13 protein-coding genes are annotated in these 10,400 nt (G+C 72.7%); 6 read left to right on the forward strand and 7 right to left on the reverse strand.

Going from position 1 to position 10,400, the window contains the following annotated elements:
• The first annotated feature begins 121 nt into the window (after positions 1–121).
• Positions 122–550 (forward strand): hypothetical protein, encoded by a 429-nt coding sequence (locus tag E1298_RS38375; RefSeq protein ID WP_207945088.1) that lies wholly within the window; start codon positions 122–124, stop codon positions 548–550.
• 37 nt (positions 551–587) lie between these two features.
• A complete protein-coding gene (locus E1298_RS38380; protein WP_131902286.1) occupies positions 588–1,805 on the forward strand; it encodes a helix-turn-helix domain-containing protein in 1,218 nt (405 codons plus the stop codon).
• Positions 1,806–1,945: 140 nt separating this feature from the next.
• Here E1298_RS38380 and E1298_RS38385 read toward each other — a convergent pair whose 3' ends face one another.
• From E1298_RS38385 to E1298_RS38395, 3 genes are all read right to left on the reverse strand, one after another.
• Complete coding sequence (locus tag E1298_RS38385; RefSeq protein WP_131902288.1) at positions 1,946–2,194, reverse strand: type II toxin-antitoxin system RelE family toxin; 249 nt, start codon at positions 2,192–2,194, stop codon at positions 1,946–1,948.
• Positions 2,191–2,580: a DUF6247 family protein gene (locus E1298_RS38390; protein WP_131902290.1), complete on the reverse strand. Its 390-nt coding sequence runs from the start codon at positions 2,578–2,580 to the stop codon at positions 2,191–2,193. The genes E1298_RS38385 and E1298_RS38390 overlap by 4 nt, the downstream gene beginning before the upstream one ends.
• A 73-nt stretch (positions 2,581–2,653) precedes the next feature.
• Positions 2,654–3,739, reverse strand: coding sequence for a DNA polymerase domain-containing protein (locus E1298_RS38395; RefSeq protein WP_131902292.1), 1,086 nt, complete (start codon positions 3,737–3,739; stop codon positions 2,654–2,656).
• A 53-nt stretch (positions 3,740–3,792) separates the two neighbouring features.
• Between E1298_RS38395 and msrB the strand changes: the two genes are divergently transcribed.
• Positions 3,793–4,194, forward strand: coding sequence for a peptide-methionine (R)-S-oxide reductase MsrB (gene msrB / locus E1298_RS38400; protein ID WP_131902294.1), 402 nt, complete (start codon positions 3,793–3,795; stop codon positions 4,192–4,194).
• 18 nt (positions 4,195–4,212) lie between these two features.
• Positions 4,213–4,797, forward strand: a complete 585-nt coding sequence (locus E1298_RS38405; RefSeq protein ID WP_131902296.1) for a TIGR04222 domain-containing membrane protein — start codon at positions 4,213–4,215, stop codon at positions 4,795–4,797.
• Here E1298_RS38405 and E1298_RS38410 read toward each other — a convergent pair.
• The 3 genes from E1298_RS38410 to hemG all read right to left on the reverse strand — a co-directional run bounded on the left by E1298_RS38410 (position 4,794) and on the right by hemG (position 7,661).
• Positions 4,794–5,381, reverse strand: a complete 588-nt coding sequence (locus tag E1298_RS38410; protein ID WP_131902298.1) for a hypothetical protein — start codon at positions 5,379–5,381, stop codon at positions 4,794–4,796. The genes E1298_RS38405 and E1298_RS38410 overlap by 4 nt on opposite strands.
• A 140-nt stretch (positions 5,382–5,521) precedes the next feature.
• Positions 5,522–6,226: a hydrogen peroxide-dependent heme synthase gene (gene hemQ / locus E1298_RS38415; RefSeq protein ID WP_131902300.1), complete on the reverse strand. Its 705-nt coding sequence runs from the start codon at positions 6,224–6,226 to the stop codon at positions 5,522–5,524.
• The gene (gene hemG, locus E1298_RS38420; protein ID WP_131902302.1) at positions 6,177–7,661 is read right to left on the reverse strand and encodes a protoporphyrinogen oxidase; all 1,485 of its coding nucleotides are present in this window, start codon (positions 7,659–7,661) and stop codon (positions 6,177–6,179) included. Before hemG ends, hemQ begins: the two co-directional genes overlap by 50 nt.
• Positions 7,662–7,829: 168 nt before the next feature.
• Here hemG and E1298_RS38425 point away from each other — a divergent pair, with 168 nt between their 5' ends.
• Entirely contained in the window at positions 7,830–8,858 is a 1,029-nt protein-coding gene (locus tag E1298_RS38425) for a DUF4349 domain-containing protein (RefSeq protein WP_165975873.1), read from the forward strand.
• A 3-nt stretch (positions 8,859–8,861) separates the two neighbouring features.
• Here E1298_RS38425 and hemE read toward each other — a convergent pair whose 3' ends face one another.
• Positions 8,862–9,890 carry a uroporphyrinogen decarboxylase gene (hemE, locus tag E1298_RS38430; RefSeq protein WP_207945089.1) on the reverse strand — a complete coding sequence of 343 codons (1,029 nt, stop codon included), beginning with the start codon at positions 9,888–9,890 and terminating at the stop codon, positions 8,862–8,864.
• Between the two features lie 237 nt (positions 9,891–10,127).
• Here hemE and E1298_RS38435 point away from each other — a divergent pair, with 237 nt between their 5' ends.
• Positions 10,128–10,295, forward strand: coding sequence for a hypothetical protein (locus E1298_RS38435; RefSeq protein WP_165975872.1), 168 nt, complete (start codon positions 10,128–10,130; stop codon positions 10,293–10,295).
• The last annotated feature ends 105 nt before the right edge of the window (positions 10,296–10,400 follow it).

Genomic DNA, 10,400 nt, shown 5'->3' on the forward strand with positions numbered 1-10,400 from the left:
GGCCGCCGCCTCCCCGCAAGGGAAGGCGGCGGCCTCGCCGCGAAACCACCCCGCCGCCCCCTGCTCTAGGACACCATGGAGGTCCCGCCGCCAGGACACACGCTGGAAGGGACGAGCCGGTATGACCTTCTACCTCACGGCTGATCTCACCTTCGTCTGTGTGGACCCGGCACGCGACACCGACGACGAGTTCGACGCCTTCACCGATGCCGTCACCGACGCTCTCGACGACCTCGCGGAGGTCGACGACCGGATCATCGACCCGGGCATCACCGTGAACATCACACGGCGGTGGGCCGGCGTCCTCATGGGCGTCACGGCGAACACCCAGGCGGACGCGATCCGCCTCTTCCTCGCCAACGTCCGCGCAGCGCTTCACGCGGCGGGTCGCGGCACTCCCGGATGGCCGATCTACAAGCCGACCACCCAGGTGCCCCAGGTCCGCGAGGCGGAAATCCCCTTTGTACGGCATCGGGCACCCGAATGTTCTTGGACGACCGGTGGCGCCCTCGAACGTCCTGACGAGAATCGGCCCCGCGCCGTAGCCTGAGGAGTGTCGAAGTCCATCAGGAAGAGGTGCGAGGCCGATGCACGATGATCTTACCATCGGGTCCCGGCTCAAGACCCTGCGCCGCTGGCGAGGAATGTCCCTCGAACAGGTCGGCGGACTGTCCGGACTCAGCAAGGCGTTCCTGTCCGACGTCGAGAACGGCAGGCGGACCGTCGATCGCCGATCGCACATCGCGGCCCTCGCTGCCGCGCTGAGGGTGTCGGAGAGCGACCTGGTTGGCCGCCCGCACCTCAGCGTCGACCCCGTCCAGGCAGCCCCGCACGGCGCCGTCCCGGCATTGCGCGTGGCCATCCAGACCAACCGCATCGGGGACGCGGCCGTCGACCGGGCCCGGCCGCTGCGAGCCCTCGTCGCCGAGACCCGTTCGCTCGAACAGGTCTTCATCGGCTGCGACTACGTGGCCCTCGGTGAGCGCCTCCCCGGCGTCATCGACGAGCTGCACCGGCACATCGCCGAGCCGGGCGACGAGGCGGCGCGGCGCGAGGCCCTCGCGACGCTGGTCGAGGCCCTCATGTACGTCACGTTCCGGACGAAGGACCTCGGCTATCTCGACCTCGCGCACGAGGCGGCCTCCCGGGCCGACGAGGCGGCCCATCTCCTCGGCGACCCGGTCACGATCGGCAAGGCCGACTACCTGAGGGTTCAGGCGATGCCCCGCGAGAACGCGTGGGGACGCGCCCAGGTCGCCGCGGAACGGGCGGCAGACGTGCTCCAGTCGCACGCGACCGGCCCCCTCGGCGTCCAGGTGCTCGGCATGCTGACGCTCTCGGCCTCGATGGCGGCGGCCGTACAGCACAAGGGCGAGGCCGCCGGGCAATGGATGGCCGAGGCGCGCAAGCTCGCGGAGAGGGTTCCGGACGAGCCGCAGGACAACTGGTCGTCGTTCTCAGCGACGAACGTCAACGTGTGGGACGTCGCGCTCGCGGTGGAACGCGGCGAGGCCGGCGGCGCCGTGCTCGAACGCGCCGCGAAGGTGGACGAGAAGAAGATCGGCGTGCGGCGGTCACGGCACGCCGCGTTCCTCGCCGACGTCGGCCGCGGACTGGCACGCGACTCCCGGCATCGCGACGACGCGCTCGGCTGGCTGAACCGAGCGGAGCAGGTGGCGCCGCAGCGGACCCGCAACTCCAAGCCCGTCCGCGAAACCGTCGCCGTCCTGCTCCAGCAGGCGAGGACGGCGGCCGGGGGCCGTGAGCTGCGGGGGATGGCGGCGCGCATGGGCGTCCCGCACTGACCGGTTCACACTCGGCCGCACGCCATGCCCGCACCTCGCGGGCATGTCGCTCACCGGCCACGGCTTCAACTGGGTGATGGTGTTCCGCTGGTGGGTGACGGTCCGATCCTGGCAGGTGTGGCGGAAGACGCGGCGAACGCCTACCCGGCCCAGATGAGATCGAGTGCGATGACCACCAGAAGATCGTCCCAGATCTGGAACTCGACGATTCCCACACCGTCGAAGGTCGCTTGCCGGACGCCCTCTGTGGGAGTGGGGTCCGAGGTCGTTGGGTTGTGCGGGTCCTCGACGACCTCGGCGAAGGTCTCCGCCAGCGCGTCGCGCACTTCAGCGGACAAGCCTGCGAGTTGGTGGAGCACGCGCAGGCTGAGTTCCAAACGGTAGATCATGCGCGGTTCTGTCGAGCCCGCTCTACCTTGCTCTGCCAGTACGCGGTGGCCGCGTCGAGGGACATGCCGGTGACCTGCGCCAGGGCTTCCTCGATGGGGACCGTTGGGACGGTCCCGTTCTGGATGCCTTCGCGGTCAGCGGCCACCTCTTCGTAGTAGTTCGGGTTAGCCGCCAGCGCCTGACGCAAAGCCCGCGCGCGGATGCTCCAGGTCTGCAGGAACCGCTGCAGGTCCTTGTACTTCGCAAGGTCTGTGGCCGCGGCCTGGACGTGTTCCCGATACCGGCTGAGGAAGAAGGGGTGTTCCCGCTTCGGCAGGAGGCTGAGGATCGCTTCAGGGTCGCACGGGTCCGCCGGGTCCTGGTTGTGGACGGGCTGCGCGCTCATGGCTCCAGAGTAGGCCAAGTACTCGGCGTGTGCTGCGGCTTCCGGTTGTGGATCAAGGGTGGCTCCCGGTGCGTCAGGTGGGCTGGTCGGTGTCCTTGCTGGGTTGGACGCGTTTGGGCTCGCCGGGCATTTTGGGATAGTTGGGCGGGTACGGCATGTCGCCGAGGCCGTGGTCCTGCTCGTCGCGGTCGGCCATCTCCAGGAGCGTCTCCAGGGAGAACGCCCGGTCGTCGATGGAGGCGTGCAGGTCGCCCAGCTTGGCGAAGCGGTCGGGCATGGTGGCGATGGTGAAGTCGTGCGGGTCGGCGTCGGCGAGTTCGTCCCAGGTGACGGGGGCGGAGACGGGCGCGTGGGGCGCCGGGCGGACGCTGTAGGCGGAGGCGATCGTGCGGTCGCGGGCGTTCTGGTTGAAGTCGATGAAGACCTGCTCCCCGCGCTCCTCCTTCCACCACTTGGTGGTGACCTCGGCGGGCACGCGGCGCTCCACCTCCCGGCCGAACGCGAGGGCGGCCCTTCTGACTTCGGTGAACGTCCAGCGCGGCTCGATCCGGACGTAGATGTGCACGCCGCCCTTGCCGGAGGTCTTCACGTAGCCGGCGACGCCCAGCTCGGCGAGCAGGTCGCGGGCCGGGCCGAGCGCCACGCGGACGGCGTCGGAGAAGTCGGTCCCGGGCTGCGGGTCGAGGTCGATGCGCAGCTCGTCGGGGTGGTCGACGTCGCCGTCGCGGACGGGCCACGGGTGGAAGGTGAGCGTGCCGAGGTTGGCGGCCCAGGCGATCACGGCGACCTCGGTCGGGCGGACCTCGTCGGCGGACCGTCCGCTGGGGAACTCGATCCGGGACGTCCTGACCCAGTCGGGCGCGCCCTTGGGGGCCCGCTTCTGGTAGAACGCGTCGGACTTGCCCGCGCCCATGCCCGCCTGGCCGCGCGCGTAGTCTTCGCGGGTGGCCATCTTCGCCCCCTCGAAGACGCCCGCGGGCCAGCGCTCCAGGGTGGTCGGACGGTCGCGGGTGGCGCGCAGGATCCCCTCGCCCACGGCGATGTAGTACTCCACCAGCTGCCGCTTGGTGTAGCCGGGCTCGGGAAAGTAGATCTTGTCGGGGTTGGTCACCTTGACGAGCCGATCCCCGACCGGGATCTCGATGAAGGGCGAGGCCATACCTGCACGTTAACGCACGGGCACGACAGTCCCGGGCGGGTACCTTCGGAGGTATGGAGAAGATCCGCAAGAGCGAGGACGAGTGGCGGGCGCAGCTGAGCCCCGCGGAGTTCCACGTACTCCGCGAGGCGGGCACCGAGCGGCCCTTCACCGGCGAGTACACCGACACCAAGACCACCGGCGTCTACCGGTGCCGCGCCTGCGGGACGGAGCTGTTCCGCTCGGACACCAAGTTCGAGAGCCACTGCGGCTGGCCGTCGTTCTTCGAGCCGTCCAAGTCCGACGCGGTCGTGCTGCTCGAAGACCGCTCGCTCGGGACGGTCCGGACGGAGGTGCGGTGCGCGACGTGCGACTCCCACCTGGGCCACGTCTTCCACGGTGAGGGCTACGACACTCCCACGGACGACCGCTACTGCATCAACTCGATCTCGCTCACCCTGGAACCCATCGAGTGATCTCCGGGCAACCGGGGCCTGGCCTGGCGCGTCCCAGAGAGGGCGGCGCGCCACCAGGGGGTCTGCATGAACGAGTTCGGTCCTTACGAGATCGCCTACCTGTGCGGGGGTCCGGAGCGGGTCGCGCAGACCGCCGTCCTCGTCCTGTACGAGAAGCGCCGCGTCCGCGTCTCCCGGGGGACGCACCGCGTGGAGGCCGTCCGGCGTGAGGCCGACGACCCGGTGCAGGAGGCGGTGCTGGCGGAGATCCCCGGCACCGGCCGCCTGCTCGGCCAGGTCCTCGCGGCGGTCGCCGGGACGGACGAGGTGAGGGCCGTGGGGGACGCGCTCCGCGAGGCCGGGATGCTGCGCCGGTCCCGGCCCACGCGCGCCGGCAAGGCCCTGCGCCGCGAGGCCGCCGAGGCCGCCGCCGATGACGCCGGACGGCTGGCCGCGCTCGGCCCGGACGGCGTCGAGGACGCCAAGATGCGGGAGATCCTCCGGACCGGCGACCCGAAGCCGATCAAGCTCCCCCGCCCCCCGGGCCGCGGCCACCGGAACCTCGAATCCAGCACCCTGTCCGACACGCAATACGGCGGCGGAGGCGGAACCGGCGGCTACTAGGGCGTCTCGGCGACTTCGCAGTCGTCCTTGTCGCTCTGCTTGTTGGCGAGGACGACGCTGCCGTTGTCGCTGCTCTTGCCGTGGACGAAGACGCGGGGCTCCTCGTCGCCGCCGTCCTTGAGGAGCTGCGTCGTCCACTCGCACAGCGAGACGGCGGGCTTGGAGTTCTCGTCGTCCTCGCCCAGGTCGGTGTAGACGCGGACGAACTCGCCGCTGCGGCGGACGTCGGTGACGTGCCCGACGATCTTCTTCTCCGGGTCCTTGGCCGTGAAGTAGGGGACGGCCTCGGTGATCTCCTCGGGGTCCTCGGCGGCCGCCTCGGGCGTCGCGCTGGGGCTCGCCGCGGGGCGTCCGGTGTGGGCGGCGACGGCGGCGCGGGGGGCGTCGCCGTCGCCGCCCGGCAGGCCCAGCAGGACGGCGCCCGCGATCAGCGCGGCCGACGCGGCGCCCACACCGCCGACGACCGTCCGGCGCCGTCCCCGTCCGCGGAGCGCCCGCCCGGCCAGCCGGTTCCAGCGGACGGCGAGGGCGGACTGCGGCCTGGCGTGCCGGCCGCGGGGACGCGTGTCGGAAGTCTTGGTCACGGGCCGCACTTTACTGGCAGTCCGCCGGTTCTTCCCGCCGCATCCCGAACATCACGAACGTCGCGATCCTGGCCGTCCGTCACGGGTCGTCCAGGACCCGGGCCGCGATCCGGGGCCGGACGGTGCGGACGGTGCGGCCCCTACGGCAGGCCGGCGACGAGTTCGGCGACCGGCTTGCGGCGGCCCGTGTAGAAGGGGACCTCCTCGCGGGTGTGCAGCCGCGCCCTGGCGCCCCGCAGGTGCCGCATCAGGTCGACGATGCGGTGCAGCTCGTCGGCCTCGAACGCCAGCATCCACTCGTAGTCGCCGAGCGCGAACGACGAGACGGTGTTGGCGCGCACGTCCGGGTAGCCGCGCGCCATCTTCCCGTGCTCGGCGAGCATCGCGCGGCGCTCCTCGTCCGGCAGCAGGTACCACTCGTAGGACCGGACGAACGGGTAGACGCAGACGTAGGCCCGCGGCTCCTCCTCGGCCAGGAACGCCGGGATGTGGCTCTTGTTGAACTCCGCCGGGCGGTGCAGCGCCATCTGCGACCACACCGGCTCGCTGGCGCGGCCCACCGCCGTCCGGCGGAAGCGCGTGTAGACCTCCTGGAGGTCCTCCGCGGCCGGCGCGTGCCACCAGAACAGGTAGTCGGCGTCCGCGCGCAGGCCCGCGACGTCGTAGGCGCCGCGCGTGGTGACGTCCTTCTCGCCCGCCTGGTCGAGCAGGTCCTGCACCTCGGCCGCGTCGTGCTCGCCGAGCGTACCGGGGTCCTTCACCCGGAAGACCGACCACATCGTGTAGCGGATCGTGTTATTGAGCTCGCGTGCCTTCGGCTTGGCCTCCGGCTCCGTCGCTGACATCGTCCGTTCCTCCTCTGCGCTGTTCCCGATCGCGGACATGGTCGAGCACCCGGGCCGCCGCGGCGCGCGCCGAGGCGACGCACGCGGGGATGCCCAGGCCGTCGTACGCCGCTCCCGCGACGGCCAGTCCGGGCTCGCCGGCGACGGCGGCGCGGACCCTGGCCACGCGGTCGGCGTGGCCCACGGTGTACTGGGGCAGCCCGCCGCCCCACCGGGTCACCCGGGTCTCCACGGGGAGCCCGGTGACGCCGCAGGTCGCGGCCAGCTCCGCCGTCGCGGCGGCCTTGAGCTCCTCGTCCGTCCTCTGCAGGGTGTGCTCCTCGCCGAACCGGCCGATGGAGCAGCGCACGGCGATAAGGCCGGGGTCGCGCGCGCGCAGGTGGGGCCACTTCACCGAGCTGAACGTGACGGCCTTCACCTCGCTCCCGCGCGCCTCGTTCTCCACGGCCGGGACGAGGTAGCCGCTGCCCTTGGGAAGCCTCGGGAACGCGCCGGGCCGGTAGGCCAGCGTGATGATCGCCATGCTCGCGTACTCGATGCGGGCCAGCTCGCGGGCGGCGGCGGGCACCTGGTAGGCCAGCAGCCGGGATGCGGGGGCCGCCGGGACGGCGATCACCACGGCGTCGGCGTCGAGGTACTCGGGGGCGCGGGCCGAGCCGACGGTGAGCCGCCAGCCGTCCGGGCGGCGCCGCAGCTCGCGGACCGTCGCGCCGGTCCGGATCGTCCCGCCGGCGGCGGCGATGTCCTCGGCCACCAGGTGCGGGAGCGTCCCGAGGCCGTCCGGCAGCGAGGCGAACACCGGGCCCGGGTCCTTGGGCGCGGCCTGCCTGATGCCCTGGACGGCGGAGATCAGCGAGCGGTGCGCGCGCGCGGCGGCGGCGACGGCGGGCAGCGTGGCGTCGAACGACAGCTCCTCGGCGCGTCCGGCGTACACCCCGCCGAGCAGCGGCTCGACGAGCCGGTCGACGACCTCGCGGCCGACCCGGGCGCCGATGAAGCCGGCCACCGAGACGTCGGCGCCGCGCGGCGTCCCGGGCAGGACGAGGTCGAGCGGGACGCGGGCCAGCCCCGCCGGGGACAGCACCTGCGACGAGGCCAGCGCGCGCAGGTCGGACGGGACGCCCATGACCTGCCCGGACGGTATTCTGCGGAGCGCGCCGCGGCTCAGGATCGCCGAGGACGTGGTGCCGGGATTCACCAGATCGCCGGAGCGGCCGAGGTCGCGCACCAGGTCGAGGCCCTCCGGACGGCGGGCGAGCATCGACTCGGCGCCCTCGTCCACGGCAAGCCCGGCGATCTCGCTGACCCGCAGCTTGCCGCCGATCCGCGGGGAGCCCTCCAGCACGGTCACCCGCACGCCGCTGCGGGCCAGCACGCGCGCGGCGGCCAGGCCGGCGATGCCGCCCCCGACGACGACGGCATGGGAGGTGGTCATGCCCCAAGCCTCCCAGACGCCCCGCCGTACCGCGCACCGGGCCGCCCGCTCCCCCACCGGAATCGGCCTTTGTGCGGGGCGGGGGTCGTGACTTGGGCGTGGCCTCTTTGTGCCCGGATCGCGATTCGGGGTGCGGAACGGTGTCGGGGGGCCTCTCGTCCAAGCGCCATGCGGATCGTCGGAAATGTCAGGCATGCGGCATGCGCGCTGATCGTCGTCCTGCTGGCCGCTGTCCTCGCCGCGTGCGGGGGCGGTGACCGCGGCTCGTCCGGGCGGGCGGAGTCGGCCGCCCGGAACCAGACGGGCGCCGATCCGGCCCCGGGGCGCGATGCCCAGGCGCCGAGCATCGCCAAGTCCCCGGGCGGTTCCAGCGGCGGCGGGAGCGGCGGGAGTGCCGGGAGCGGCGGGCAGCCTGCCGTGCGGGTGCCGCCGCCCGCCGCCCGCGCCGTCGTCTACACGGCGACGCTGCGGGTCAGGACGGGCGACGTGGACGCCTCCGCCGCCAAGGCCAAGCAGCTGGCGACGGCGGCGGGCGGCTATGTCGAGAACGAGTCGGGGTCGAGCACCCCGCCGTCGTCCACGCTGACGCTGAAGATCCCCGCCGACCGCTACGCCGGGCTCCTGGGCCAGCTGACGCCGGGCCTCGGGACGAAGCTGTCGCTGAACCAGCGGGCGGAGGACGTGACGGGCGAGGTCGCCGACGTGGACAGCCGGGTGCGCTCGGCGCAGGCCACGCTGACCTCGTTCCGCAAGCTGCTCGACCGGGCGCGGACGGTCGGCGAGGTGATCAACGTCGAGCAGGAGATCGCGCGCCGCGAGGCGGACCTGGAGGCGCTCCAGGCGCGCCAGAAGACCCTCCAGCAGAGCACCCGGTACGCGACGCTGACCGTCGATCTGGTGGCGTCGTCCAAGGCGGCAAAGAAGGCCGACGACCGCGGCGGGTTCGTCGGCGGGCTCCAGGACGGCTGGGACGCCTTCACCTCGTTCATCGGCGGCGCAGGCACCGTGCTCGGCTGGCTCCTGCCGTTCCTGGTCGCGGCCGCGGCGATCGGCCTGCCGGCGCTGGCGTTCAGGAACCGGCTCCGCGACCGGCGCCCCGCCCCGTCCAGGACAGCGGAGCGGGAGCCCGTGCCGGTCGGCGCGCGCGCAGAGGAAAGCGCGCCGGAGAGGCCGGAAGGCCAGGCACCGCCGCGCTGACGATCAGTACTCCGAGCTCGCCTCGTGGACGAGGTCCGCGAGGCGGGCCAGCACGTCCGGGTTCGTGGACGGCAGCACCCCGTGGCCCAGGTTGAAGATGTGCCCCTCGGCGGTGCGGCCGCGGGCCAGCACGTCGCGGGCCCGGTGCTCCACGGTCTCCCACGGCGCGAACAGGAGCGCCGGGTCGAGGTTGCCCTGCAGCGCCTTGCCCGGCTCGACGCGGCGGACGGCCTCGTCCAGCGGGACGCGCCAGTCGACGCCGACCACGTCCGCGCCCGCCTCGCCCATCAGGCCGAGCAGCTCGCCCGTCCCGACGCCGAAGTGGATGCGCGGGACGCCGAGCGCCTCGGCCTCGGCGAAGATCCGGCTGGTGTGGGGCAGCACCGACTCGCGGTAGTCCTGCGGCGCGACCGCGCCCACCCACGAGTCGAACACCTGCACGGCGCTCGCCCCGGCCGCCACCTGCACCTTCAGGAACGCGATCGTGAGGTCGGCCAGCCGGTCCATCATGGTGGCCCACAGCTCGGGCTCGCCGTACATCATGGCCTTGGTGCGGTCGTGGTTCTTGGACGGGCCGCCCTCGATCAGGTACGAGGCGAGCGTGAACGGGCCGCCCGCGAAGCCGATCAGGGGCGTCGCCCCCAGCTCGCCGGTCAGGCCCGCGACGGCCTCGGTGACGTAGGGCACGTCGTCCGGGACGAGCGGGCGCAGCGCCTCCAGCCCCGCCGCGTCCCGGATCGGGTCGGCGATCACCGGGCCGACGCCGGGCTTGATGTCCAGGTCGACGCCGATGGCCCGCAGCGGCACCATGATGTCGCTGAAGAAGATCGCCGCGTCCACCGCGTACCGCCGCACCGGCTGCAGCGTGATCTCGACGATCATCTCCGGGCGGGTGCAGGACTCCAGCATCGGGACGCCCTCGCGCAGCCTCAGGTACTCCGGCAGCGACCGGCCCGCCTGGCGCATGAACCACACCGGCGTATGCGGCACGGGCTTGCGGCGGCACGCCAGCAAGAAGGGGCTCTCGTCCAGGGCGTCCGCGTTCGGGGAGGCGTCGTTCGAACCAACAGCGTCAGCAGCCACGTGGTGATGCTCCCACGAAACCCCGGCGCGGACGCACCGGGGCGCGGTCCCGGACCCTTACGGGGGACGAAGTTCCGGACACGCCGAGCGAAGTCCCGCATTCTGTCACCGGCTCATGCGAACGTGATCCGTGTCATAGCCGAGGGAGGTTCCCCCTTGTACTGCTCCACCTGCGGTGATGAACGTATGTTCGAGCAGCCGCCGTGCCCGGACGGGCATGGTGAGGAGTGCCCCGAGCGGGCCTGCGTCGATTGCGGTTCGGCCGTCCTGGTCGGTTCGCCTCCCGCGGGCCCCGTCCCGGCGGACGCCGCCTCCCCGGCGGAGCGCTCCGCCTCCGTGCGGGCCGTCGCCTGAGCGGCCCGGCCCCCGAAACGAAACCACCTGTGCCGTGCCTGTTTCCCCTCCTGTTCCCCCCGTCGCGCGCGGCGGTCCCCCGTCCCGGCACCACCGATCCGAGTC

It is taken from the genome of Actinomadura rubrisoli (assembly GCF_004349215.1).
GTDB lineage: Bacteria > Actinomycetota > Actinomycetes > Streptosporangiales > Streptosporangiaceae > Spirillospora > Spirillospora rubrisoli.

Bases quoted from the DNA above. Each gene is read 5' to 3' on its own strand.
- E1298_RS38375 (WP_207945088.1), top strand. From the start codon at position 122: ATGACCTTCTACCTCACGGCTGATCTCACCTTCGTCTGTGTGGACCCG.
- E1298_RS38380 (WP_131902286.1), top strand. From the start codon at position 588: ATGCACGATGATCTTACCATCGGGTCCCGGCTCAAGACCCTGCGCCGC.
- E1298_RS38385 (WP_131902288.1), bottom strand. From the start codon at position 2,194: ATGATCTACCGTTTGGAACTCAGCCTGCGCGTGCTCCACCAACTCGCA.
- E1298_RS38390 (WP_131902290.1), bottom strand. From the start codon at position 2,580: ATGAGCGCGCAGCCCGTCCACAACCAGGACCCGGCGGACCCGTGCGAC.
- E1298_RS38395 (WP_131902292.1), bottom strand. From the start codon at position 3,739: ATGGCCTCGCCCTTCATCGAGATCCCGGTCGGGGATCGGCTCGTCAAG.
- msrB (WP_131902294.1), top strand. From the start codon at position 3,793: ATGGAGAAGATCCGCAAGAGCGAGGACGAGTGGCGGGCGCAGCTGAGC.
- hemQ (WP_131902300.1), bottom strand. From the start codon at position 6,226: ATGTCAGCGACGGAGCCGGAGGCCAAGCCGAAGGCACGCGAGCTCAAT.
- hemG (WP_131902302.1), bottom strand. From the start codon at position 7,661: ATGACCACCTCCCATGCCGTCGTCGTCGGGGGCGGCATCGCCGGCCTG.
- E1298_RS38425 (WP_165975873.1), top strand. From the start codon at position 7,830: ATGCGGATCGTCGGAAATGTCAGGCATGCGGCATGCGCGCTGATCGTC.
- E1298_RS38435 (WP_165975872.1), top strand. From the start codon at position 10,128: ATGTTCGAGCAGCCGCCGTGCCCGGACGGGCATGGTGAGGAGTGCCCC.